We start from the raw sequence: 23,190 nt of genomic DNA, 5'->3' as shown, positions 1-23,190 counted from the left end.
TCCCGTCACGGACGCCCACGCGAAACTCACGGCACCGGCCTGGCTGCCTCGGTGGAGGTGGCGCCCGGCAGGGGCGGCTGGGTGCGCCGCCGCGCGCGCTCCAGCGCGGACTCGTACCAGACGTCCGACAGCTCTTCGTGCAGCGCCGCCAGCTCGCGCTGCCGCGCCAACAGCTGCGCGTTGTGCTCCTCCAGCGAGTGGCGCTCCGTCTCCAGCCGCGCCAGCTCTTCCGTGGCGGTCGCTCGCGCCTGCTCCGCCTCCGCGCGCGCCTGCTCCGCCTCCGCGCGCTCCTGCGCCAGCTCTTCCAGCGCGGACTCCAGCGCCGCCAGCTTCGCAGCCAGGGCCTCGGTGCGCTCGCGCTCGGACTGGAACTCGCGCTGCCAGCGCTCCGTCTCCAACACCTGGGCCTGGAGGCGCTCGGGGGGAATGGTCGCGGCGCATCCCACTCCCAGCCACGCCACACTCCATGCCACCAGCAGGTGCCGCATACGCCATCTCTCCCGACACCTGGCCGCGCGACATGCACGACGAGGACGTCCGGGCTTCATGCTCCCCTTCATGTCCCGGCGCGTGGTGCTCGGAACGGAAGGTTGCGGTGCAGCTTGCAGAAGAGCGTCGTTGCCGTCAAAGCAACGTGCGCCTGCCTGGGGAGCTTGCACCCATTGTTGCAATCGCAACTGAGGAGTTTCTCCCCATGGCGGATCCGCTCCTACCTGGAGAACCCCGCGAAGTTGCTCAAAACCGGTGCTGGCACGGCGAGTGCTCAAGGGTCATGGCATCAACCGATGCAATTCCGCGTCGGCGTGTCGTCCCCGGAGCCATCCATGAAGACCGTCATCGTCGCCGCCCTCTTCGCCGCCACCACCGCGTTCGCCAACACCCCGGCTCCCGCCGCCGTCCCCGCCGCGCAGCCGGCTCCCGCCGTCGAGGCGAAGACCGAGGCCGCCGCCCCCGTCGAGGCGCAGGGTGAGGTGAAGACCGAGTCCAAGACCGAGACCAAGCACGAGGGCAAGGCCGGCAAGAAGGGCACGAAGACCAAGACCGAGAAGAAGACCACCACCGAGACGAAGACCGAGGGCTGATCCCTCGCTTCACTCGCGCCCTGTCCGCCTCCAAGGGACGGACAGGATGCGGTCCCGGCAGGGGCGCTCTCCTCACGAGGGCGCCCCTGTTGTCGTTTGGGCGTGAGAGCGGAATCGTTGCCACTCCAGCGGCCTTCAACCGGTTGCGTGTGAGCGGGCTCCACGTGACGGCGAGTGAATAAACAAACCTCCGCCCCCATCTAGAGCCGCGATGACGATGCCCGGCGCACTCCAGCGCGGGCCGTCTGTCACGACTCCGAGCCCATCATCATGAAGACCTTCCTCGTCGCCGCCCTGTTCGCCGCCTCCACCGCCATCGCCTCCCCGCCGCCCACCAAGGCGCCCACGGATACGCGGGGCCCGGTCAATCCCCCCGCGACCGGCACCCTCGAGACCCCCACCGGCGACGACATCCAGGCCGACCCGCACGCCCCCGCGAAGACCGAGGGCAAGACCGAGGCGGCCACCGAGACCGCGCCCTCCGGCCGCACGGAGACGATGATGCAGGGCACCGGCGGCACCAAGAAGCCCGTGAAGGCCCCCGCCTCCAAGAAGTCCGCGCAGTAGTCCGCCGCCCTCCTCCAAGGGACGCACCACACGCCGTGCCCGAGCAGGGGCGCTCTCTTCACGAGGGCGCCCCTGTTCGCGTTTCCGGGCCCTGCAACGCTCCGACTCTCCTCTTCTTGGGTTTCCAGTAAAACCACCATTTGACAGGAACAGAGGAATCCTGCATAACGGGACATGTGTGGATGACAGCTCATCCACGACAGGAAGGGGTGACCCCCTCCCCCCCTTCAAGCGAGACGGTCATGGTGGAAGCGTTCACGAAGGTGTCCGAAGCGTCGCGGTTGCTGCTGGACAAGGGCCTGTGCCCGGCCACCGGTTCGGATGCGCTGGGCATGGTGGCTCGCCCGATGAAGGTGGACCGCGCGTGCCTCTTCGAGAACCGGACCACGAACCTGGCGGGCCGGTTCCTCACGGACCTGCGCTACGCCTGGGCGGAGCCGGGTGTGGTGTCCCCGCTGGCGCACCCGGTGCTGCGCTCGCTGCCGATGCGCGACTACGCGATGGCGTGGGCGGACATGCTGGAGGCGCAGATGGTGGTCTCCTGCACCACCAAGGAAGCGCCGCCGATGATGCGCGAGCTGCTGGAGCGCCAGGGCGTGCAGTCCGTGCTGATGTGCCCCATCGTCCCGGCCAAGCAGTGGTGGGGCTTCGTGGCCTTCGAGGACTGCCGCCAGGCCCGCCTGTGGCGCCCGGAGGAGATTTCGCTGCTCAAGTCGCTGGCGCGGGCCATTGGCGCGTCGGTGCGGCACGCGAACATGCGCTCCTCGCTGTCGCAGGTGCGCACCAACCTCACCAGCGTGCTGCGCCCCGTCGCCGGGGACACCTGAGCCCACCTCGGGAGCCCATTTGGGGCTCCCACGGGAAGTGACATCACCCGGGTCATGGCCGCCCGCCCACCCGGCGAGCGGGAGGGGGCTGGAAGGGCAGCTGGGGAGCGGTAACGCGGCGCCCCGTTTCTGCTACCCTCGCCGCCCGGTTCCCCGCCCATGTCCTCGTTCGAGCCCACCGCCATCAGTCGTTCCCGGCCTCCTGATCTCGTCAGCGGCTACCGCCTGGAGAAGCTCGTCGGCGCTGGCGGCATGGGAGAGGTCCACAAGGCCACCCAGCTGTCGCTCGGCCGCACGGTCGCGGTGAAGCTGCTGAATCCGGACCTGGCCAAGGATCCGTCGTTCATCGCGCGCTTCCAGAAGGAAGCCGCGGCGCTGGCGACGCTGAGCCACCCCCACGTCGTCGCCATCGTCGACAAGGGGAAGACGGACAACACGTACTACCTGGTGATGGAGTTCGTGGACGGGCCGTCCCTGCGCGAGCTCATGCGCAACCCGTCCATGGACACGCCGGCGCTCCTGCGCCGGATGCTCGAAATCTGCCGGGCCATCGAGTACGCGCACGGCCGGGGCGTCATCCACCGCGACCTGAAGCCGGAGAACATCCTGCTGGATCAGCAGGCCGGCGGCATCGCGAAGGTGTCCGACTTCGGGCTGGCGTCCTTCCTGGATGACGCGTCCGCGGCGTCGCGCTTCGCGCTCACGTCCACGCACGTGTCCATGGGCACCATCTCGTACATGGCGCCCGAGCAGCGCGTGGACGCGAAGAGCGCGGACGCGCGCGCGGACATCTTCTCCCTGGGCGTCATCCTCTACGAGACCTTCACCGGCGAGGTGCCGCTGGGCACCTTTGATCCGCCGTCGCGCAAGCGCGCGGGGCTGGACTCGCGCGTGGACGCCATCGTGATGCGGTGCCTCAAGCCGGATCCGGACGAGCGCTATCCGTCCGTCGCCGCGCTCATCGCGGACCTGGAGCCGCTGGTTCCCGGAAGCCTGCTGTCCATGCCGCCGCTGAGGCTGACGCGCTGGCAGCGGGCGAAGGCCGCGATGCGCCGCGCCGCGCGCGTGACGGCGCAGACGGCCGCGGGAGTGATGGTGCTGGCCGCCGCGGGCGTGCTGGGCGTGGCGTACAACCGCAGCGGGCAGGTGCGCGTCCAGCCGCCGCTGGCCGGCAAGGCCATCATGGACCAGGCGCTGCGGGACGCGCCGCGCAACGGTCCAGGCCGGGTGGAGGACGTCACCCCGGACAAGCGCCGCGTGACCATGGGAGACGGTCCGGATCTGCCCCAGATGCTGGTGGCCGGCCGAACGCTGAACTTCGAGAACAAGGCCCTGGTCTTCCCTCCCGTGGACGACAACGAGGCGTCGCGCGTGGGCCGCGCGCGCGTGGATGTGCTGGGGCTGGTGGGCGGTGTGGCCCGGCTGACCGCGCGCGTGCGCGCTGAAGCTCCGCCGACCACGTGGAAGCGCCGCCTGAAGGAAGTCTGGGACGGCCCGCCGCCGGAGCCGGTGGCCTCGCTGGGGCTGATGGGCCGGGACGGCCGCTACGTCACGCTCGTGCACCATGGCGCGGGCGCGCCGCTGACCCTGGAGTGGTCCCTGGGCGAGCGCGGCGGCGCCATGCTGGGCCTCGCGTCCCCGGAGGGCGAGGTGCGGCTGGAGCTGTTCGTCACCGAGGACGGCGTGATGCAGGCCTTCGTCGGCCAGGGGAAGGACCAGCGCCCCATCGCGGAGCCGCTGAACCTGGGCCCGGACTGGCAGGCCCACTTCGGCGAGCCCCCCGTGCCGGCCATCGGCTGCATCGAGGGCACCTGCACCATCGAGGGGCTCACCTACACGGTGGACAAGCCCGCGCCCGTGACGGAGGCCCCGTCCACGCCGGTGGTCGTCGTCCCGCAGGCGCCGGTGCGCACGGTGGCCGCCAACACGGTGCCGGCGAAGGCGGTGGTGGCCAAGAAGCCCGCCCCGCCGCCCCCGCCCAAGCGCCAGCCGGTCAAGGCGGCCCCCGCCAAGCCCGCCCCGAAGCGTCGCTAGGGGACACAGCCGGGCTGGCTCCGGACAAGCACCTCAAGGGGAATATGGCCTCGCCGAGGGGATTGCATTATCCCTCGGCTCCCCTATGCGCACCTTTCGCAGCGGCCTGACCGCGCTCGCCCTCGTCGCCGGCCTCACCGGCTGCCCCCGGCCCTCCTCCGTCGTCGCGCCCCACGTGCTTGAGTCCGCCGCGGAGCGGGCCGGCCAGGCTGACGCGGAGGCGCGCACGCTCGCGTTCGCGGGCTTCCACGCGTACCTCGTCGCGGGCGACGTGAAGCTCGCCCAGCAGCGCTTCGACGCCGCCGTGCAGAAGGACCCCGGCGACCCGTACGCCCTGCAGGGACAGGTGCTGCTGGCCCGGCGCAATGGCCAGTCCGACCGCGCGCTCGCCGCGTCGCTGGAGCTGGTGAAGCGCGCGCCCCGCCACCCGGTGGCCGTCATCGCCGCGCGCTACGTGCTGGACCGCGTGGGCACCTCCCGCGCGGAGGACGACAACATCCTCAAGGGCGTGGACGCCGCGCTCGCCGCGGGCGCCCGGGGTGAGACGGCCTACCTGCTGCGCGCCGCGCGCCTGTCGGTGGCGAGCCTGCGCGCGGACACGGCCACCCAGGCCCAGACGCTCAAGGACCTGGGCGGCGCGGGCGAGGCCACGCTGGTGGGGCCCTTCTCTCCCTTCCATGTGCTGGCCATCGACGAGCCCATCGCGCCGGAGAAGGACGGCTCCTTCGCGGGCCCCTTCACGGGAGCGTACGGCCCGCTGACGGCGCGCACGCTGCGCTCGCCGGACGGCCGGCTGGACCTGGGCGGCGAGCCCGGCCACGGGGACATGTACGCGCTGGGCATCGACGCGGAGGTGGCGCAGGCCGGCGTGTACGTGCTGCGCACGGTGAGCCAGACGTCGCACCGCGTGCTGATGGACGGCGCCCCCGTGCTGGAGCGCCGCGACTGGGCGCGCACTGCGTCCACGGTGAGCGTGCGAGCGATGGAGCTCCCCGCCGGCAAGCACCGCTTCGTGGTGAAGATGTCCCGCGACAACACGCAGGGCGGCCTCTCCTTCGCGCTGCTGAAGGCGGACGGAAGCCCCTCCGGCGCGCGCCTCACCGCCGCCACCGGGCCCGCGCCGCGCTGGAACGCGAGCGCCCCGGGCGAGGTGGAGGCCCCGGACATGTACCCGGGCGCGGAGGACGTGGCCCAGGCGCTCCAGGGCGAGGCTGGCGAAACGCTGAGCAACTTCCTGGCGGTGCGCGACGGCCTGGCGCGAGACCTGGACGGCACCCACCGGCTGATGGCGAAGCTGGAGGCGACGACGCCCGCGCTGCTCACCCTGCGCGCGGAGCAGGCCGCGCAGGACCGCGGCATCCCGTCCAAGGTGGCGCGAGGCCGGGCCACGCGAGACCTGGAGGCGGCGCTGGCGAAGGACCCGGGCAACGTGGCCGCGCTGCTCTTGCGCGCGGACCTCTTCCTGGATGACGGCCAGCCGGCCACGGCGTTGGACACGCTGAAGACGGCGCGCGACGCGGTGAAGCCCGCGGGCTTCCCGGTGCACATCCTCCAGGCCCGCGCCGCGCTGGCGCTGGACGTGGACGCGCAGGCGGAGGTGGCCCTGGCCTCGGCGCTGGAAGCCCAGCCGGGCCTGTGCGAGGCGCTGGGGTTGCAGTCCTCGCTGGCGCGCCGTCGTGACGCGGTGACCCGCACCGACGAGCTGGTGAAGGCCCAGGAGGGCTGCCCCGGCGCGGACGCGCGGCGGGTGGACCACCTGCGCACGCGCGGCGACCTGGACGGCGCGGCCAAGGGCTACACGCAGCTGCTCGCGCAGGACCCGGACAACCTCACCACCGCCGCGGCGCTCTCCGGCGTCTACGTGAGCCAGCGCCGCTACGACGACGCGGCGAAGGTGCTCCAGGCGCAGGCCGCCGTGTGGCCGCGCAACGCCGAAATCCTCAAGCGGCTGGCGGACGTGCGCGAGTACGCGGGCCAGGGCGCGGAGGCGCTGAAGCTGCGCGAGCAGGCGCTGAAGCTGGACGGCACGGACCTGTCGCTGCGCCGCGCGGTGGAGCGCGCCAAGACGGGCAAGGAGGTGCTGGCGGCGTACGCCATCGACGGCAAGGAGGCGCTCAAGGCCTACGAGGCGGCGCCCGTCACCGGCGGCAGCGCGGCGGCGTACGTGCTGGACGCGGCGGCGGTGCAGGTCTACCCGGACGGCTCGATCGTCAACCGCATCCACACCATCCAGAAGGCGCTGGAGCAGTCGGGCGTGCAGGAGATCGCGGAGGCGAACATCCCCCGCGGCGCCCAGGTGCTGGCGCTGCGCACGCTCAAGGCGGACGGCCGCGTGCTGGAGCCGGAGAACATCGAGGGCAAGGACACCATGAGCCTGCCCGGCGTGCAGGTCGGTGACTCCGTGGAGGTGGAGTACCTGCTGCCCGAAAGCGACCGCGGCCCCGCGCAGCCGGGCTTCACCGCGTCCGCGTTCTACTTCCAGATCGCCAACCAGCCGAACGCGTGGAGCACGTACACGGTGGTCGCGCCCAAGGGCAGCGGCATGAAGGTGGACGCGCACGGCATGAAGGCGCCGCCGCCGGAGGTGAAGGGCGACGTGGAGGTGTTCCACTACGACGCGCGCCGCGTGCCGCCGTTCATCCCGGAGCCGGACGCGCCGCCCTCTGGCAACGAGTACCTGCCCTTCGTGATGGTGGGCGCGGGCGAGACGGGCAACGACGGCCTGGCGCGCGTGTATGGCGACGCGTTCCAGGACCGGTGGATCCGCACCTCGGAGGTGGAGGCGTTCGCGCGCCAGGCCACCGAGGGCAAGAAGGGCCTGGAGGCGGTGAAGGCGCTGCACTCCGCGGTGATGAAGCGCTTCTCCGGCCGCGACGCGAGCCTGGCGCAGTCCGCGGCCTCCACGGTGGCGCAGGACCGCGGCAGCCGGCTCACCGTGATGAAGGCGGGCCTGGAGACGCTGGGCATCCCGTCGCGCGTCGCGGCGATTCGCACCTTCAACACCGACCCGTCGCCGTACCTCTTCCCGGCGGACGCGCTGCTGCCCTACGCGGCGCTGCGCGTGGAGGTGCCGGGTGAGCAGCCGGTGTGGCTGGACACGTCCGTGCGCTACGGCCCCTTCGGCGAATTGCCGGAGACCGCCACGGGCGAGCGCGAGGCGTACCTGCTGCCGGAGCCGGGCAAGCCCCTGCAGAAGGTGAAGACGCCGCCGCTCAAGCCGCGCACGGGCAAGGACGTGAAGCTCACGCTGGAGCTGGGCGCCGACGGCAGCCTCAAGGGCCAGGGCGAGGAGGTCTACTCCGGCTTCGAGGCCGCTCAAATCGCCGAGGCCTTCGAGCAGCTCTCCGCGGAGAGCCGCAACCAGGCGCTGCAGGGCGCGGTGGCGCGCTACTTCGGCGGCGCGGAGCTGTCGTCCGTGAAGCTGGAGCACGAGGAGGCCGTGGGCGCGCCCTTCGTGCTGCGCTACGCGTTCACCGTGCCGCGCTTCGGGCGCATGGAGGGCGACAGCCGCATGGCGCTGGGCCCCCTCACCTTCCCCGCCCTGCTGGGCCGGCGCTACGTGCAGCTGTCCACGCGCACCACGCCGCTCTACATCGACGACACGGAGGCCAGCCGCACCAACGTCTCGGTCACCCTGCCCCAGGGCTGGAAGCTCAGCGACCCGCAGACGGGCCTGAAGGTGGACAGCCAGTTCGGCCACTACACCCGGTCGGAGAAGCAGGATGGACGCACGCTCAGCATCTCGGAGTCCTTCAACCTGCCCCGCGCCCGCGTCAGCCCGGCGGAGTACGAGAAGTTCTCCGGCTTCGCCGGTGACGTGGACCTGCTCCAGGTGCGCGAGCTGTTCCTCGTGAAGCAGTAGTCCTCGAGCCGCTTCCGCGCACCCGTCAGGGGTGCGCGGAGCCGGACCCGGTTGCCCTCCTAGGGCTGCTGGAAGATGGCGACGGTGGGCGTGCCGTCCTCGCTGATGTAGCCGCGATACATGCCGCTGGAGTTGAAGGGCATGGCCACGTGGCCCTGGCGGTCCATGGCGATGACGCCGCCCTCGCCGCCGGCCTTCACCAGCACATCGTTGATGACGTAGCTGGCGGCCTCCGGCAGCGGGAGGTCCTGGTACTCGACGCGGGCGCAGATGTCGCGCGCCACCGTGTAGCGGATGAAGAACTCGCCGTGGCCCGTGGCGGAGACGGCGCAGCGCTCATCCGCGTAGGTGCCCGCGCCGATGATGGGAGCGTCCCCCACCCGGCCGAAGCGCTTGTTGGTCATGCCGCCCGTGGACGTGCCCGCCGCGAGGTTGCCTTCCATGTCCAACGCCACCGCGCCCACCGTGCCGAACTTGTGGTCCCCCGTGATGGGGTCCACGCCCGGCGTCAGCGATGAGCCGGGCTGCGGCTGCGCGGGCGTCGTGGGCTGGCCCGGCGGCGGCGCCGATGCGGGCGGCTGCGCGGGTGTCACCGGCTGTCCGGGCGTCGCAGGCGACGTGCGTTGTGCGGGCGGCTGGCCCGGTGCGGAAGGCTGCCCGGGCGTCGCAGGCGACGTGCCTTGTGCGGGCGGATGCGCGGGCGTCAGCGGCTGTCCGGGCGTTGCGGGCGATGTGCCTTGTGCGGGCGGATGGCCCGGTGCGGAGGGCTGCCCGGGCGTCGCGGGCGACAGGCCCTGCGTGGACGGCTGACCCTGTTCCGCGGGCGGAGCCCCCTTCGCGCGCTCCTGCTCCAGCGCGCGCTGAAGGCCCTGCCAGCGCTCCTCCGTGTAGAAGTACTTCGCGTCCACCAGGGGCATGCCCTGCGACTGCGCGAAGGCCTCCGCCCCGTCGCCCACCATCATCACGTGCGGCGACTTCTCCATCACCAGCCGAGCCAGGTCGATGGGGTTCTGGATGTGGTGCACACCGGCCACCGCGCCGGCCATGCGCGTCTTGCCGTCCATCACCGCCGCGTCCAGTTCGTTCACGCCGTCGTGGTTGAACACCGCGCCCTTGCCGGCGTTGAAGTACGGCGAGTCCTCCATCACGCGGATGGCCGCCGTCACCGCGTCCATGCTGCGGCCGCCCTTCGCAAGCACCGCGTGCCCCGCCTGGAGCGCTTGCGTGAGCGCGGCGCGCATCGCGGCCTCGCGCTCCGGGGTCAGGTTCTCGCGCGAAATCACGCCCGCGCCGCCATGGATGACCAGCCCCCACTTCGGCTTCACGCGCGGCGGCTCGTCCGTGCGCAAGGCCGCCTCGTCGCGCGCGGCGCCCGCATGCGACGACGTGGCGCAGCCCAGCGGGGCCAGCAGCAGCGCGGTGCTCGCGAGCAGGCCGCGGTGCATCCGTGAAGAAAACGAGGGGGACATGCCGTGCGCCTCCAAAAGGGGGCCCGCGTTCAGGCGGACTGCCTTCGTCGTAAAGCCGTTCCCCCAAGGCGTCCAGCGCCGCCGCATGCCGCGCCGCACCACCCCGCGAGAAGGCATCACCCCAGGCGCCTGCCTGTCCGCCTGCCCTCCGCTTCCCCTCCCGGAAGGGCATGACCACTGTGCAGGTTCGGGTTGTAGGGCATGCCCGGACATCGCGACATCGGGAGGACAGGGCAATGAAGAAGCTGAAGGGGATGCGAGTGGCCGTGCTGGCGGCGGATGGCTTCGAGCAGGTGGAGCTGACGCGACCGGTGAAGCGCCTGGAGCGAGAAGGCGCACGCGTCACCGTGGTCTCCCTTCACAAGGGCCGCATCCGGGGCATGAACCTGCTGGTGCCCGGCCGCAAGGTGCGCGTGGACGCCACGCTGCGCGACGTGAAGGCCGCGGACTTCGACGCGCTGCTCCTGCCCGGCGGCTTCATGAACCCGGACTTCCTCCGGCAGAGCGCCCTGGCACTGGACTTCGTGAAGGACGCGGACCTGTTGGACCAACCCATCGCGGTCATCTGTCACGGGCCGTGGCTGCTCGCGTCGGCGGGGCTGCTGGAGGGCCGGCACCTGACGTCCTGGCCGGGCATCCGCAACGACATGGAGAACGCGGGCGCGCACTGGACGGACGAGCCCGTGGTGCGCGACAGCAACTGGGTGTCCAGCCGGGGGCCGCACGACCTGCTCGCCTTCGAGCACGCGATGGTGGAGCTCTTCGCGGAGCGCATGTCGCCCGCCATCGCCCGCCGCTCCACCGCGGAAGCCGCGCCACGCTGGCCCCGCTGGCTCGCGGGTGGGCTCGCCGCCGCGGCCACGCTGGGCCTGGTCGCGCGCGGACGGAAGGCCCTGGTCTAGCGACGAGCGCTCACATCCAACCCAGCTGGAGCCGCGCCACGTCCGACATGCGGCTCTGGTCCCACTGCGGTTCCCACACCAGCTCCACGTGGGCTTCCTTCACGCCGGGCAGCGAGGACACCTTGGAGCGCACGTCCTCCACCAGCACCTGCCCCATGCCGCAGCCGGGCGCCGTCAGCGTCATCTCGATGTCCACGCGCTGACCGCCTTCGTCCAGCGGCGTGGCCTTGCACGTGTACACCAGCCCCAGCTCCACGATGTTCACCGGGATCTCCGGGTCGTAGACCGTGCGGAGCTGCTCCCAGACCTGCTCCTCGTGGAACTCGCCGGGCGTGACGCTCTCATCGGTCGTCTTCGCCTTGGCGGCGTACTCCTCGCCCAGCACCTCCGCGTTCTTCTCGTCGATGCGGAACAGCTGGCCGTACGGATCCTGCACCGTGACGTTGCCGCCCAGCGTCTGCACCACCGTCAACTCCGAGCCCGCCGGCAGCAACACCTTGTCCCCGCTGGGGATGAGCATCGCGTCCACGTCGCGCTCGATGACCGTCATCGCGCCTCGCATGACCCCTCCCTACTCCGTCGACACCGACGTGGAGCGGCCATCCAGCGCCGCGTTCAGCGTGTGCCACGCCAGGCTCGCGCACTTCACCCGGGCCGGGAACTCGCTCACGCCCGACAGCACCGCGAGCTTGCCCAGCGACTCCACGTCCACCTTGTCCGGCCCTTCGGTCACCAGCGTGTGCACGCGCTCGAAGAGGGCCTGCGCCTCTTCCCGCGTCTTGTCCTTCACCGCGCCCGTCATCAGCGACGCGGACGCCTTGGAGATGGCGCACCCCTGGCCCTGGAAGCCGATGTCGCGGATGACGCCGTCCTCCAGCTTGAGCGTCACGGAGAGCTGGTCGCCGCACAGCGGGTTGTAGCCCTCCGCCGCGCAGGTGGCGCCCTCCACCACCCGGAAGTTGCGCGGGCGCTTGGAGTGCTCCAGCACCACCTCCTGGTACAGGTCCTTGAGGTCCGAGCTCACGCGAACACCTCCTTCACCTTGTGCAGGCCCTTCACCAGCGCGTCCACGTCCTCACGCGTGTTGTAGAGCGCCAGCGACGCGCGCGCCGTGGCCGCCACCCCGAAGCGCTGCATCAGCGGCTGGGCGCAGTGGTGCCCCGTGCGGATGCAGATGCCCTCCTGGTCCAGGATGGTGCCCACGTCGTGCGGGTGGACGTCCTCCAGCGTGAAGGACAACACGCCCGTCTTGTGCGGCGCCGTGCCCACCAGCTTGAGCCCCGGAATCGACTGGAGCGCGTCCGTCGCGTACGCGAGCAGCCACTGGTCGTGCTGGGACACGTTCTCCATGCCCACGGCCTCCAGGTACCGGATGGCCGCGGCCAGCCCCACCGCGCCCGCCATGTCCGGCGTGCCCGCCTCGAAGCGGTGCGGCACGCGGTTGTAGACGGTCTTCTCCATCGTCACGGAGAGGATCATGTCCCCACCGCCCTGGTACGGCGGCAGCGACTCCAGCATGGCCAGCTTGCCGTACAGCACGCCGATGCCCGTGGGCCCGAAGAGCTTGTGCCCGCTGAAGGCGTAGAAGTCACAGCCCAGGTCCTGCACGTCCACCGGGAAGTGCGTCACCGACTGCGCCCCGTCCACCAGCACCGGGATGTTCTTCGCGTGCGCCTTCGCCACCAGCTCCTTGATGGGATTCACGGAGCCCAGCGCGTTGGACACGTGCGTAATCGCCAGCAGGCGGGTCTTCTCCGTGAGCAGCGCGTCCACGGTGTCCATGCGCAGCTCGCCGCGCTCGTCCACGGGAATCACGCGCAGCTTCGCGCCCGCCGCGTCGCACACCATCTGCCAGGGCACGATGTTGGAGTGGTGCTCCATGGCGGAGATGAGCACCTCGTCGCCCGGGCCCACGTGCTTGCGGCCGTAGGTGGCGGCCACCAGGTTGATGGCCTCCGTGGTGCCGCGCACGAAGATGACCTCGCGCACGTCCTTGGCGTGGATGAAGCGGCGCACCGTCTCGCGCGCGTCCTCGAAGGCCTGCGTGGCGCGCTCGGAGAGGATGTGCACGCCCCGGTGCACGTTCGCGTTGTCGTGCGTGTAGTAGCGCGTGATGGCGTCCAGCACCGCCTGCGGCTTCTGCCCCGTGGCGGCGCTGTCCAGGTACACCAGCGGCCGGCCCCGCACCTCCTGCCGGAGGATGGGGAAGTCCGCGCGCACTCGCGCCAGGTCGAATCCAGGGCCGCTCATCCCATCACCTCCGCCGAACCCGGCAGCTTCTCCGCGAGCAACGCCTCCACCCGCGCGCGCACCGGACCCTCCGGTACCGCGCGCACCAGCTCGCTGGCGAAGGCCTGCGTCAGAATCCGCTCCGCCTCCACCTTCGGGATGCCGCGCGAGCGCAGGTAGAACAGCGCGTTGTCATCCAACCGGCCCACCGCCGTGCCGTGGGCGCACTTCACGTCGTCCGCGAAGATCTCCAGCTGCGGCCGGGCGTCCACCTGCGCGCCCTCGGAGAGCAGCAGGTTGCGGCTCTGCTGGCTGGCGTCCGTCTTCTGCGCGTCCTCACGCACGCGGATCTTCCCGTGGAAGGTGCCGCGCGCGCGGTCGTCCAGCACGCCCTTGTAGAGCTCACGGCTGGAGCAGTGCGGCACCGCGTGGTCCAGGTCCGTGCGGTTGTCCAGGTGCTGCGTGCCCCGGCCCACGAACAGGCCGTTGAGCACGCACTCGCCGCCCTCGCCCGCGAAGGCCGCGTGCACTTCATTGCGAGCCAGCGCACCGCCAAACGAGAACGCGTGCGACTGGAAGCGGCTGTCGCGCCCCTGCCGCGAGTACAGCCCGCCCAGGTGCAGCGCGGTGTCACCCTCCGCCTGGAGCTTGAAGTGGCGCAGGCTGGCGTTGTCTCCCAGCGACACCTCCGTCACCGCGTTGGTGAACGTCGCGCCCGAGCCCAGGCTCGCGTACGTCTCCACCAGCGTGGCCTCGCTGCCTTCGCCCGCCACCACGACGATGCGCGGACTGGCCAGCACCGGCCCGTCGCCGCCGCGCGCGAGGAACAGCAACTGCACCGGCACCTCGCTCAGGGCGCGAGGCGCGAGCGTGAGCAGCGCGCCCTCTTCCAGCAGCGCCGCGTTGAGCGACGTGAAGGCATGCGCCGACGGCCGAGCGCGCTGGCCCAGCGTCTCCTGCAACAGCGCCCCGTCCTCGCGCAGCGCCTGCGACAGCGGCTTGAGCACCACACCGCGCGGCAGCCCCGCGAGCACCGACAGCGCCGGCACGAATCTCCCATCCACGAACACGAGCCGGGGACCGGGCAGCGCCAGCCGCGCCACCGCCTGCGCCACGTCCTCGCCCACGGACACGTCCCGCACGGGCTGGAACGGATGCGACGACAGCGTGGCCACGGGCGTGTACTTCCACTCCTCGTCCTTGGACGTGGGCAGGCCGCGCGCCTGGAACTGGCTCAAGCCCTCCTCACGCAGCGCCTGGAGCCACGCAGGGACATCCGCGCGCGCCTGGAAGGCCCGGGCCACGTCCACGTAGTGGGACGCGCTCATGGCCGAGCCTCCTTCGCCTTACCGGCCCCCTCCCCGCCAATCCAGCCGTAGCCCTTCTCCTCCAGCTCCAGCGCCAGCTCGCGTCCCCCCGAGCGCACGATGCGGCCCGCCGACATCACGTGCACATGGTCCGGCACGATGTAGTCCAGCAGCCGCTGGTAGTGCGTAATCATCACGATCGCCCGGTCCTTCGCGCGCAGCGCGTTCACGCCACCCGCGACGATGCGCAGCGCATCGATGTCCAGGCCCGAGTCCGTCTCATCCAGCAGCGCCAGCCGGGGCTGGAGCACCGCCATCTGGAAGATCTCGTTGCGCTTCTTCTCTCCGCCGGAGAAGCCCTCGTTCACGGAGCGGTTCATGAACGCCGCGTCCAACTGCACGAGCTTCGCCTTCTCCTTGGCCAGGGAGAGGAAGTCCATCGCGTCCAGCTCCTCCTCGCCCTTGGCGCGGCGCTGCGCGTTGAGCGCCGTGCGCAGGAAGTGCAGGTTGCCCACGCCGGGAATCTCCACCGGGTACTGGAACCCCAGGAACACGCCCGCCTTCGCGCGCTCCTCCGGCGGCGTGCCCAGCAAATCCTTGCCGTCGAAGCGCACGGTGCCCTTCGTCACTTCGTACGTCTCACGCCCCGCCAGCACGCTCGCGAGCGTGCTCTTGCCGGAGCCGTTGGGCCCCATGATGGCGTGCACCTCGCCGGCGCCCACCTCCAGGTTGATGCCCTTCAGGATGTCCTTGCCGCCCACGCGGGCATGCAGGTCCTGGATGCTCAACAACGACGCCATCACCCCACGCTCCCTTCCAGACTCACGCCCAGCAGCTTCTGCGCCTCCACGGCGAACTCCATGGGCAGCTCCTTGAAGACCTGCCGGCAGAAGCCGTTCACGATCATCGACACCGCGTCCTCCTGCGAGATGCCGCGCTGCCGGCAGTAGAAGAGCTGGTCCTCGCCAATCTTCGACGTGGACGCTTCGTGCTCCACCTGCGCGGTCGCGTTCTTCACCTCGATGTACGGCAGCGTGTGGGCGCCGCACTCGTCGCCGAGCAACAGCGAATCGCATTGCGTGTAGTTGCGTGCGTTCGCCGCGCTCTTGAGCATCTTCACCTGGCCCCGGTACGTGTTCTGCCCGCGGCCGGCGGAGATGCCCTTGGACACGATGGTGGACCGGGTGTTCTTCCCGATGTGCACCATCTTCGTGCCCGTGTCCGCCTGCTGCCGGTGGTTGGTGAGCGCCACCGAGTAGAACTCGCCCACCGAGTCATCCCCCTTGAGGATGACGCTGGGGTACTTCCACGTAATCGCCGAACCCGTCTCCACCTGGGTCCACGAAATCTTGGCGCGCTGGTGCGCGATGCCGCGCTTGGTGACGAAGTTGTAGATGCCGCCGCGCCCTTCCGCGTCACCCGGGTACCAGTTCTGCACCGTGCTGTACTTGATGGACGCGCCATCCAGCGCCACCAGCTCCACCACCGCCGCGTGCAGCTGGTTGGTGTCGCGCATGGGCGCGGTGCAGCCCTCCAGGTAGCTCACGGAGGCGCCTTCATCCGCGATGAGCAGCGTGCGCTCGAACTGGCCCGTGTCCGCCGCGTTGATGCGGAAGTACGTGGACAGCTCCATGGGGCACTTCACGCCCTTGGGCACGTAGCAGAACGAGCCGTCGCTGAAGACCGCGGAGTTGAGCGCCGCGAAGAAGTTGTCGGAGAAGGGCACCACCGTGCCCAGGTAGCGCTCCACCAGCTCCGGGTGCTCGCGCACCGCTTCGGAGAACGAGCAGAAGATGACGCCCGCCTTGTAGAGCTTCTCCCGGAACGTCGTAGCCACCGACACGGAGTCGAAGACGGCATCCACCGCCACGTTCTGCAGGCGCTTCTGCTCCTCCAGCGGGATGCCCAGCTTCTCGTAGGTGCGGAGGATTTCCGGGTCGACCTCCGACAGGCTGTCCTTCTTCGGCTTCTGCTTCGGCGCCGAGTAGTAGCGGATGGCCTGGTAGTCGATGGGGTTGTACTTCACCGCCTGCCACGACGGCTCCTTCAGCGTGAGCCAGTGGCGGTACGCCTTCAGGCGCCACTCCAGCATGAAGGCCGGCTCGTTCTTCTTCGCGGACAGGACGCGGATGACGTCCTCGTCCAGGCCGGGCGGCAGCGTGTCCGACTCCACCTGGGTGACGAAGCCCGCCTGGTAGCCCTTGCGGGTGAGTTCCTGGATGGTTTCGGTGGTGCTCATGAGCGGACTCCCGTGACGGAAGCGGGAGCGCTGATGGACGCCGGCAGGCCCAGGCCCACCAGCCGCTCCGGCATGCGGGGCGCGGGCGCGCGCAGGTCCGCGAGCGTCAGCTTCCCCAGCGCTTCCTGGATGGCCTGGTTGATGAGGCGCCAGTGGCCTCGCACCTGGCAGACGGATTCCAGCTCGCAGGGGCCCGCGGGCTTGCCCTGGTGCTGGCCACACTCCGTGAGGGACACCGGCCCCTCCAGCGCGGACACCAGCTCCGCCAGCGAGATGGCCTCCGCCGGACGCGCCAGGCCGTAGCCGCCATTCGCCCCCCGGTGCGACACCACCAGCCCCGCCTGCAACAGGCCCTTCAGGACCTTGCTCGCGGACGGAAGGGCGACATGCGTGCGCGCCGCCAGCTCTCGCGTGGTGCGGGTTTCCCCGTCCGCGCGCGCCAGCTCGGTCATCAGCACGATGCCGTAGTCGGTCATCTTGCTCATCCGGAGCATGTAGGGGTGTCTCCTGTGGCTGTCCGCGGGCCCGATGCCCGCGACGGCCTCTTATGTAATGTGGACCTGTTCAGTCCACATTCAAATCCAGAGCGCTTCCCTGCCCGTTACGTCGGGTGTGGGTTCGCCGCACTCCACCGAGCAAGCTAGGGTGGAGCCGTCCGCTTTTTGAGTCCGTCTCCCCCCGAGGAGCCCCACCGATGCGCCGTTCCCTCCCCCTCCTGCTCACCGCGCTGGCCCTGGCCCTGGTGGGTTGTGAGAAGAAGTCCGCCCCGGCCCCCGCGCCCGCGCCCGCCACGCAAGAGGGTGGCGCCACGGCCGCTCCGCCGGGACCTCCGCCGGCGGGCAGCATCCTCATTGGCGAGGTGGGCAGCCTCACCGGCTCCGAGGCCACCTTCGGCATCTCCGCGCGCAACGGCATCGACCTGGCGCTGCAGGAGGCCAACGCCGCGGGCGGCGTGCGCGGCCAGAAGCTGGTGGTGCGCGTCTACGACAGCCAGGGCCGGCCGGAGGAAGGCGCCCAGGCCGCCACGCGCCTCATCGCGCAGGACAAGGTGGTGGCGCTGCTGGGTGAAGCCGCGTCGTCCGTGTCCATGGCCATGGCGGACAAGGCGCAGGCGGGGAAGGTGCCCATGATTACGCCCACCTCCACCAGCCCGGAGGTGACGAAGAGGGGCGACTACATCTTCCGCGTCTGCTTCATCGACCCGTTCCAGGGCCTGGTGATGGCGAAGTTCGCGCGGGAGAACCTGAAGCTGTCCAAGGTCGCGGTGCTCACCGACAACAAGAGCGCCTTCTCCGTGGGGCTGGCGGAGGTCTTCAACCAGAAGTTCAAGGAGTTCGGCGGCACCATCGTCGGCAACGAGAGCTACTCCAAGGGCGACACGGACTTCCGCGCGCAGCTCACGTCCATCAAGAACCTGAAGCCGGAGGCGGTGTTCGTCCCGGGCTACTACACGGACGTGGGCATCATCGCGAGGCAGGCGCGTGAGGTGGGCCTGCGCGTGCCGCTGCTGGGCGGTGACGGCTGGGACTCCGACAAGCTGTACGAGCTGGGCGGCTCCGCGCTGGAGGGCAGCTACTTCTCCAACCACTACTCGCCGGACAACCCGGACCCCGTCGTGCAGAACTTCCTGAAGACGTACAAGGCCGCTTACGGCAGCGTGCCGGACAGCGTGGCGGTGCTGGCGTACGACGCCGCGCGCCTGCTGGTGGATGCGATGAAGCGCGCGCCGGACACTTCGGGCCCCGCGCTGCGAGATGCCATCGCGTCCACGAAGGACTTCCCGGGCGTGGCGGGCACCATCAACCTGGACGCCAACCGCGACGCGGTGAAGCAGGCCGTGGTGATGAAGGTGGAGGGCGGCAAGGCGGTGTTCGTCACCACCGTGAAGCCCTGAGCCGCTTCCGGCCGCCCGTCCCCGGCGTCAGGGGATGGGCGACTGGATGATGTAGTAGATGGACTGGAAGTAGGTGTTGAGGGCCCGCAGCAACTGGACGAGGAACGGCCAGCTCATCACGGTGAAGCCGAAGAACGCCGCCGTGATGACGCCGTACTCCGACATGGCCTGGCCACGCTGGAGGGCCTGCTTCAGGCTAGTGCGCGTCTTCTTCACCGGGCGCCTCCATCTTCGTGTCGCCGCCGCCCTTCTTTCCCGTGCGGCACTGGTTCATGCACTTGTCGCGCGCCTGGCCGGCGACCTTCATGCAGTAGGGGATGGCGTTCTTCGCCTTCTCCTTGCAGACCTTCTCGAACTTCGCCTTGTCGTCCGCGCAGCGGCGCTCGCAGCTGGGGCCAGCGGCGAAGGCCTGCGGGGCCCACAGCAGCGCGCCCACGCTCAGGGACAGGGCCAGGACCGGGTTCTTGAAACGCTTCATCACTCGTCACTCTCCGCGCGCCGGGTTCACGGCGCGGCCTGGGCCCGCATCAGGGACAGGTGGAAGTCCACCGACTGCTGCGCGGCAGGTTGTCTCAAGGTGGCCTGTCCGCGCAGCCCCGTGCGCGTCAGGCTCAGCTGGGTCTCCTGGAAGCCCTCCTCTTCACGGGCCTCCGTCACGCTCCAGCCCTGGTCGCGCAGCTGCGCGCGGTAGGCCTGCTCCGCTTCGGAGAGCGTGGTGTCAGGCACCCGGCCCGACACGGTGATGCTGGTGGCGCCCTCCATCCGCAGGGACAGGGACGCCACGTCCTGAAGGCCCCGGGGCACCGGGACGCCCGAGGGCACCCGGCCGGCGCGCTCCAGGTAGTTGCGCATGCGCGCCGAGGAGACGAAGACCAGGGTTTCGCCCCCCTGGTGCAGCGTGGACATCAGCCGCACCTCGTCATCCTTCGGGACCCAGTAACCCACGTAGCCGGCGTTGTCGTTGAAGCGCACGCCCACGACGGGCAGGCCCTCGTCCAGGATGACCTTGCGGTAGTGCTGCAGCACCTGGTCCGACGAGTCCTGCGTGGAGAACCACGCCACCGCGATGGGCGTGTCCGGCCCCAGGTAGTCCGCAGCCAGCGCCTCCGGGCGTCCGGCCTTGGGATAGGGCGGGAAGTACGTCAGCGTGCGGGCCAGGATGGCCTCGTCCCGCTTGGAGCGCGTGGGGCCGGTCTGCGCCGCCGTCGCCTCCTGGTCCAGTTCGTCCGCGGCGGCCTCCGCCCGCTCCAGCTCCGAACGGGCGCCCCCGTAGCGCGCCTCCTCCATGCCCATGCCGATGAGGATGCCCGCCACCGCCACCGTCACCAGCACCGACGCGGTGCGGAAGGCGGGATGCGCGGTCAGCTTCTTCAGCACGACTCCGGATCCTTGCACCCCATGTACCACTCACCCCGCTGCCCGTGCTTATAGGTGTTCTGGTTCTTGTCGTTGTCCCAGTCACGCCACTCCTGGTTGAAGTAGCGGGTGCTGCCCTCCTGGTCCACGGTGTTGGCCGGGGTCTGCATGTTGGCCAGGTGCGGGTGGATGGACACGTACGGGTTGTTGGGCGAGTCCTCGAACATGAAGAGCATGGCGCCGTCCAGCAGCTCGTCCGTCAGCGCGCTGCGGAAGTCCATCATGCCGCTCTTCATCGTCGAGGCGCCGGTGACGTTCGAGTACACGTAGTCCACGCGCTCGTAGAACTCACCGCTGGAATCCGACGGGGAGATGTCCGCGTCCTCCGTCAGCGCCCAGGTGTCGGTGATGATGCTCATGCGCTGTTCCTTGAGGAAGTACGCATTGCCGCCCACGCCGGTGTCGCCCGTGCCCTGCTGCGCGTTCGAGTGGATGTCCCCCTCGCCCTTCCAGTTCTTCTTGGTCAGCGCCACGTTCTTGCTGAACTCCGGAAGGAACTGCTCGGGCAGCAGGTAGTTCTCCACCACCGCGCGGGCGGAGCATTCGATGTAGCCGCCGTTGGTGAACTGGCCCTGGTACTGGCCGGCCAGACCGCCCAGCGACGCCGCGCCGGTGTCCGGCGCCTCGCACGTCACCTGCTTGGCCTTGTCGTTCATCCAGCACACGTGGGCGACGACCGCCAGGTGGTGGTCCAGGTCCTCGCAGTCCGCGTAGTTGCTGCCGGACATGGCGTCCGGCCGGTCGATACCGGACTCGTGGTCGCAGTAGGTGAGGCGGGCGTTGTGCTGCACGTTGGAGCTGCCGCCCTGGGGGCCGCTGCCGCCGCCGCCGCTCTGCTTGAGCGCCTTGGTGTAGTCCTGCGTGGTGAAGTCCCAGATGGTCGTCACCGCGGCCTCCTGGGCATCCAGCGAGTAGCGCAGGAGGTCGTCCAGGAAGAGCGCGTACATGAAGATGGGGATGAGGACGATCATCGAGAGCGCCATCTCCACGGAGGCGGCGCCCCGGACGCGGCGGCTCTGCGGGTGCACGGCGCTCATAGGGCCAGGTCCTTGGCGCCCGCGAGGTCCGCCGCGTCGCTGTTGCCGGCGCGGTTGAGCACGCGCGAGGCTTCCTGCGCGGTGAACGGGTGCAGCTTCACGCGCCAGTAGGGGTTGAAGAGGCCCGGGGCCTCCTTCCAGCCGTTGGGGCCCAGGCGGTGGTAGTAGACGAGCGCCTTGGAGAGCGCCGCGCCTTCGCCGGGCGCCAGCTGCAGCTTTCCGTCGCCCTGGGCGCCGTGCGTGAGCGTGAAGGAGCCGGTGTCGTTGAGCTCCCACGGCGCCTTCTTCGGGTCACCCACGAAGAACTGCTTGGTGACGTAGCTGTAGACGTGCGGCTGGCCCCAGTCCGTGTCCGGGTTGTCGTCCGCGCGGAACTTCATGAAGCAGTTGCCGCTGGCCGTGCAGGACATCAGGTCCTTGGTGTTGATGCCCTTGAACTCGTCGTGCTGGCCGCTGTGGGCGCCGGAGGGCTCGTGGCTGCCGCCGTTCTCGCTGCTCTCCACCACGGCCTTGTACGTGCCCACGCCGAAGCCGTGGCGCCACTGCGACAGGAGGGTGCCGTGCTCGTCCGCGACCACGACCTTGCCCTCGTTGCCGGTGACCTGGCCGGGGCCGTGGATGTTGCTCTTCGTCTGCGCGACCTTGGCCGTGCCCTGGTGGCCCATGATGACGTGCGTGCCCTCACCCGGGATGTCCTTGAGCAGGTCCTTGATGAAGTCGCTTTTGAAGTAGGTGGGCAGCCCGTTCATGATGACGGGCAGGCTGCGGTTGGCGGCCCAGCTGGGGCGAGAGGCGTTGGAGATCTCCGTCATCACCTGGGCGCGGGCCTTGTTGCTGGAGTTGGCGCGCGAGCAGTTCATGCCATCCACCGCGCAGTCGAACTCCTCGCCGTTGAGCCCGCCCACGGACGAGTCGAGCGAGTTGGCGCCGGGGACGTTGTAGTCGGTCAGGTTCGACAGGTTCGCGGACTGTCCACCGCGCACGGCGCTGCGCGCCTTGCTGTGGGCGGACTTCTGCGAGTCATGGATGCTGTTCGCCATCTTGTTCAGGTCTTGGATGACCTTGTTGAACTTGTCCTCCACGTCCTTGACCTTGGAGTCGTAGTCGCTGGCCTTGGAGCTGTAGTCCATGGCGATCATCAGCGCTTCAATCGCGTCGAAGCAGTGCTGGAAGTTGTAGGGCGGGCACTGCGCCACCTCCAGGGCCGCGACGATGAAGAAGCTCATCTGCCCGGCGCGCATCATGTCGCCGGTGGCGCTGGCGGCGGCCATGTACGCGTGCGCGGACGTCATCCCCACGTAGGAGGACGCGATGGCCCGGTTGCTGGCCGCGTAGTAGTTGAGCGCGCGCGCCTCCACGACGCCCATGGAGTATGCGAGCGCGTCGCTGTGCTGCTGCAGGCTCATCTTCTCCCGCAGGGCGTGGCTCAGGTTGAAGCTCAGCGTCGTCATCAACGCGAGCAGGAGGAACGACAGACACGCGAGCACCAGGGCCTGGCCCCGGTGGCGGCGCTTGGGCCGGGAGGCGGACCTCACGGTTCGAACGGGAAGATGCATTCGTTCTCCTCCGGAAGTTCCTTCTGGGTGAGGTAGATGTTGGAGTGCATCCGCATGATGTACGTGGCGCGGATGGGCAGGATGTAGAGCTTGTTGTCCGCCGCGGAGTCGTACTTGGACATCTTCTTGACGATGAACTCGTCGCGGTCCGAGTCCTTGCCCAGGCGCAAGACGTACGGCAGGTCCCGGCCGCGCGCGATGTTGTAGATGACCATGTCCGCGAACGGGATGGGCATGCGGTAGTTGAACGTCACCTGCACGCTCAGCTTGGTGCGCAGGCTGTCCGCCCAGCCGCCTTCTCCGGAGGCGACCTTCGGATCATCGAAGTCCATCTCCTTGTTGCCGTGGGAGCCGGAGCCCATGTTCCCCTTGAGGGGGCCGCAGATGGTGACCTCCGCGAACTTCAGGCCGGAGGCGTCGTTCATCTTGTTCTTGGAGATGTCCCCGGATTCGAACTTGGACTTGAAGTCACCGGCGCTGGTGATGGGCTTGATGATCTCCGCGCCCCCGCTGGCGGCCGTGCTCACCATGGGCAGCAGCACCGCCAGTGCGGCCTTCTCCATGGTGGGGATGTCCGCGTTGTGCAGGGAGCCGGCGCGCACGGCCTTGTAGGCCGCGTACTTCGTGAGGAGCCGCGCCTGGTGCATCAACCCCAGTTGGAGGATGCCCAGCAGCATGAACACGAACAGGGGCAAGACGATGGCCGTCTCCACCGCCGCCTGGCCTGATTCGTTGCCGCGCCTCATGCTTCGCCCCTGTACTGAAAATA

Annotated in this window: 22 protein-coding genes; 7 read left to right on the top strand and 15 right to left on the bottom strand. The window is 69.9% G+C overall.

Annotation, left to right across the window (positions count from 1 at the left end; all coding sequences use genetic code 11):
* Positions 1-26: 26 nt before the first annotated feature.
* Positions 27-488, bottom strand: coding sequence for a hypothetical protein (locus tag GTZ93_RS05060; protein ID WP_121754065.1), 462 nt, complete (start codon positions 486-488; stop codon positions 27-29).
* Between the two features lie 336 nt (positions 489-824).
* On the opposite strand from GTZ93_RS05060, the gene GTZ93_RS05055 reads away from it, so the two are divergent.
* The 5 genes from GTZ93_RS05055 (at position 825) to GTZ93_RS05035 (ending at position 8,372) form a co-directional block, all read left to right on the top strand.
* A complete protein-coding gene (locus GTZ93_RS05055) occupies positions 825-1,082 on the top strand; it encodes a hypothetical protein (protein WP_139916381.1) in 258 nt (85 codons plus the stop codon).
* Positions 1,083-1,352: 270 nt separating this feature from the next.
* Positions 1,353-1,649: a hypothetical protein gene (locus GTZ93_RS05050; protein WP_139916379.1), complete on the top strand. Its 297-nt coding sequence runs from the start codon at positions 1,353-1,355 to the stop codon at positions 1,647-1,649.
* A gap of 242 nt (positions 1,650-1,891) precedes the next feature.
* Positions 1,892-2,476, top strand: coding sequence for a GAF domain-containing protein (locus GTZ93_RS05045; protein WP_120581614.1), 585 nt, complete (start codon positions 1,892-1,894; stop codon positions 2,474-2,476).
* Positions 2,477-2,635: 159 nt separating this feature from the next.
* Entirely contained in the window at positions 2,636-4,510 is a 1,875-nt protein-coding gene (locus GTZ93_RS05040) for a serine/threonine-protein kinase (protein WP_161662657.1), read from the top strand.
* An 85-nt stretch (positions 4,511-4,595) separates the two neighbouring features.
* Positions 4,596-8,372: a tetratricopeptide repeat protein gene (locus GTZ93_RS05035; RefSeq protein ID WP_139921418.1), complete on the top strand. Its 3,777-nt coding sequence runs from the start codon at positions 4,596-4,598 to the stop codon at positions 8,370-8,372.
* A 59-nt stretch (positions 8,373-8,431) separates the two neighbouring features.
* Here the strand turns inward: GTZ93_RS05035 and GTZ93_RS05030 are convergent, their stop codons facing one another.
* Positions 8,432-9,841 (bottom strand): isoaspartyl peptidase/L-asparaginase family protein, encoded by a 1,410-nt coding sequence (locus GTZ93_RS05030; RefSeq protein WP_139921416.1) that lies wholly within the window; start codon positions 9,839-9,841, stop codon positions 8,432-8,434.
* A 236-nt stretch (positions 9,842-10,077) separates the two neighbouring features.
* Here GTZ93_RS05030 and GTZ93_RS05025 point away from each other — a divergent pair, with 236 nt between their 5' ends.
* A complete protein-coding gene (locus tag GTZ93_RS05025; protein WP_121758509.1) occupies positions 10,078-10,743 on the top strand; it encodes a type 1 glutamine amidotransferase domain-containing protein in 666 nt (221 codons plus the stop codon).
* A gap of 10 nt (positions 10,744-10,753) precedes the next feature.
* Here GTZ93_RS05025 and sufT read toward each other — a convergent pair whose 3' ends face one another.
* The 7 genes from sufT to GTZ93_RS04990 are packed head-to-tail and all read right to left on the bottom strand — an operon-like array spanning position 10,754 to position 17,012.
* Positions 10,754-11,305, bottom strand: a complete 552-nt coding sequence (gene sufT, locus GTZ93_RS05020) for a putative Fe-S cluster assembly protein SufT (protein WP_139921415.1) — start codon at positions 11,303-11,305, stop codon at positions 10,754-10,756.
* Between the two features lie 9 nt (positions 11,306-11,314).
* Positions 11,315-11,767, bottom strand: coding sequence for a Fe-S cluster assembly sulfur transfer protein SufU (gene sufU / locus GTZ93_RS05015; protein ID WP_014393962.1), 453 nt, complete (start codon positions 11,765-11,767; stop codon positions 11,315-11,317).
* Positions 11,764-12,993: a cysteine desulfurase gene (locus GTZ93_RS05010; RefSeq protein ID WP_120580585.1), complete on the bottom strand. Its 1,230-nt coding sequence runs from the start codon at positions 12,991-12,993 to the stop codon at positions 11,764-11,766. Before GTZ93_RS05010 ends, sufU begins: the two co-directional genes overlap by 4 nt.
* Complete coding sequence (sufD, locus tag GTZ93_RS05005; RefSeq protein ID WP_120598961.1) at positions 12,990-14,300, bottom strand: Fe-S cluster assembly protein SufD; 1,311 nt, start codon at positions 14,298-14,300, stop codon at positions 12,990-12,992. The genes GTZ93_RS05010 and sufD overlap by 4 nt, the downstream gene beginning before the upstream one ends.
* Positions 14,297-15,079, bottom strand: a complete 783-nt coding sequence (sufC, locus tag GTZ93_RS05000; RefSeq protein ID WP_139921412.1) for a Fe-S cluster assembly ATPase SufC — start codon at positions 15,077-15,079, stop codon at positions 14,297-14,299. The genes sufD and sufC overlap by 4 nt, the downstream gene beginning before the upstream one ends.
* A complete protein-coding gene (gene sufB, locus GTZ93_RS04995) occupies positions 15,079-16,518 on the bottom strand; it encodes a Fe-S cluster assembly protein SufB (protein ID WP_139921411.1) in 1,440 nt (479 codons plus the stop codon). Before sufB ends, sufC begins: the two co-directional genes overlap by 1 nt.
* The gene (locus tag GTZ93_RS04990; protein ID WP_120580581.1) at positions 16,515-17,012 is read right to left on the bottom strand and encodes an SUF system Fe-S cluster assembly regulator; all 498 of its coding nucleotides are present in this window, start codon (positions 17,010-17,012) and stop codon (positions 16,515-16,517) included. The genes sufB and GTZ93_RS04990 overlap by 4 nt, the downstream gene beginning before the upstream one ends.
* Before the next feature lie 200 nt (positions 17,013-17,212).
* Here GTZ93_RS04990 and GTZ93_RS04985 point away from each other — a divergent pair, with 200 nt between their 5' ends.
* Complete coding sequence (locus tag GTZ93_RS04985; protein ID WP_161662656.1) at positions 17,213-18,412, top strand: ABC transporter substrate-binding protein; 1,200 nt, start codon at positions 17,213-17,215, stop codon at positions 18,410-18,412.
* 27 nt (positions 18,413-18,439) lie between these two features.
* Here GTZ93_RS04985 and GTZ93_RS04980 read toward each other — a convergent pair whose 3' ends face one another.
* The 6 genes from GTZ93_RS04980 to GTZ93_RS04955 are packed head-to-tail and all read right to left on the bottom strand — an operon-like array spanning position 18,440 to position 23,167.
* Positions 18,440-18,628, bottom strand: coding sequence for a hypothetical protein (locus GTZ93_RS04980; protein ID WP_120580559.1), 189 nt, complete (start codon positions 18,626-18,628; stop codon positions 18,440-18,442).
* Entirely contained in the window at positions 18,609-18,890 is a 282-nt protein-coding gene (locus GTZ93_RS04975; protein WP_139923038.1) for a hypothetical protein, read from the bottom strand. Before GTZ93_RS04975 ends, GTZ93_RS04980 begins: the two co-directional genes overlap by 20 nt.
* A 26-nt stretch (positions 18,891-18,916) precedes the next feature.
* Positions 18,917-19,789 (bottom strand): hypothetical protein, encoded by an 873-nt coding sequence (locus tag GTZ93_RS04970; protein WP_139923036.1) that lies wholly within the window; start codon positions 19,787-19,789, stop codon positions 18,917-18,919.
* On the bottom strand, positions 19,783-20,865 hold the full coding sequence (locus tag GTZ93_RS04965; protein WP_139923034.1) for a hypothetical protein: 1,083 nt from the start codon (positions 20,863-20,865) through the stop codon (positions 19,783-19,785). The genes GTZ93_RS04970 and GTZ93_RS04965 overlap by 7 nt, the downstream gene beginning before the upstream one ends.
* A complete protein-coding gene (locus tag GTZ93_RS04960; RefSeq protein WP_306464234.1) occupies positions 20,862-22,400 on the bottom strand; it encodes a TadE/TadG family type IV pilus assembly protein in 1,539 nt (512 codons plus the stop codon). Before GTZ93_RS04960 ends, GTZ93_RS04965 begins: the two co-directional genes overlap by 4 nt.
* Entirely contained in the window at positions 22,397-23,167 is a 771-nt protein-coding gene (locus GTZ93_RS04955) for a TadE/TadG family type IV pilus assembly protein (protein WP_120580564.1), read from the bottom strand. Before GTZ93_RS04955 ends, GTZ93_RS04960 begins: the two co-directional genes overlap by 4 nt.
* Between the last annotated feature and the right edge of the window lie 23 nt (positions 23,168-23,190).

Source organism: Corallococcus exiguus (genome assembly GCF_009909105.1).
Taxonomy (GTDB): Bacteria; Myxococcota; Myxococcia; order Myxococcales; family Myxococcaceae; genus Corallococcus; species Corallococcus exiguus.
This window is presented reverse-complemented; position numbering and strand designations above follow the sequence as displayed.

Bases quoted from the DNA above. Each gene is read 5' to 3' on its own strand.
- GTZ93_RS05040 (WP_161662657.1), top strand. From the start codon at position 2,636: ATGTCCTCGTTCGAGCCCACCGCCATCAGTCGTTCCCGGCCTCCTGAT.
- GTZ93_RS04975 (WP_139923038.1), bottom strand. From the start codon at position 18,890: ATGAAGCGTTTCAAGAACCCGGTCCTGGCCCTGTCCCTGAGCGTGGGC.
- GTZ93_RS05035 (WP_139921418.1), top strand. From the start codon at position 4,596: ATGCGCACCTTTCGCAGCGGCCTGACCGCGCTCGCCCTCGTCGCCGGC.
- GTZ93_RS05055 (WP_139916381.1), top strand. From the start codon at position 825: ATGAAGACCGTCATCGTCGCCGCCCTCTTCGCCGCCACCACCGCGTTC.
- GTZ93_RS04965 (WP_139923034.1), bottom strand. From the start codon at position 20,865: ATGAGCGCCGTGCACCCGCAGAGCCGCCGCGTCCGGGGCGCCGCCTCC.
- GTZ93_RS05045 (WP_120581614.1), top strand. From the start codon at position 1,892: ATGGTGGAAGCGTTCACGAAGGTGTCCGAAGCGTCGCGGTTGCTGCTG.
- GTZ93_RS04955 (WP_120580564.1), bottom strand. From the start codon at position 23,167: ATGAGGCGCGGCAACGAATCAGGCCAGGCGGCGGTGGAGACGGCCATC.
- sufT (WP_139921415.1), bottom strand. From the start codon at position 11,305: ATGCGAGGCGCGATGACGGTCATCGAGCGCGACGTGGACGCGATGCTC.
- GTZ93_RS05050 (WP_139916379.1), top strand. From the start codon at position 1,353: ATGAAGACCTTCCTCGTCGCCGCCCTGTTCGCCGCCTCCACCGCCATC.
- GTZ93_RS04990 (WP_120580581.1), bottom strand. From the start codon at position 17,012: ATGCTCCGGATGAGCAAGATGACCGACTACGGCATCGTGCTGATGACC.
- GTZ93_RS05010 (WP_120580585.1), bottom strand. From the start codon at position 12,993: ATGAGCGGCCCTGGATTCGACCTGGCGCGAGTGCGCGCGGACTTCCCC.
- GTZ93_RS05060 (WP_121754065.1), bottom strand. From the start codon at position 488: ATGCGGCACCTGCTGGTGGCATGGAGTGTGGCGTGGCTGGGAGTGGGA.
- sufD (WP_120598961.1), bottom strand. From the start codon at position 14,300: ATGAGCGCGTCCCACTACGTGGACGTGGCCCGGGCCTTCCAGGCGCGC.
- GTZ93_RS05025 (WP_121758509.1), top strand. From the start codon at position 10,078: ATGAAGAAGCTGAAGGGGATGCGAGTGGCCGTGCTGGCGGCGGATGGC.
- GTZ93_RS04985 (WP_161662656.1), top strand. From the start codon at position 17,213: ATGCGCCGTTCCCTCCCCCTCCTGCTCACCGCGCTGGCCCTGGCCCTG.
- sufC (WP_139921412.1), bottom strand. From the start codon at position 15,079: ATGGCGTCGTTGTTGAGCATCCAGGACCTGCATGCCCGCGTGGGCGGC.
- sufB (WP_139921411.1), bottom strand. From the start codon at position 16,518: ATGAGCACCACCGAAACCATCCAGGAACTCACCCGCAAGGGCTACCAG.
- GTZ93_RS05030 (WP_139921416.1), bottom strand. From the start codon at position 9,841: ATGTCCCCCTCGTTTTCTTCACGGATGCACCGCGGCCTGCTCGCGAGC.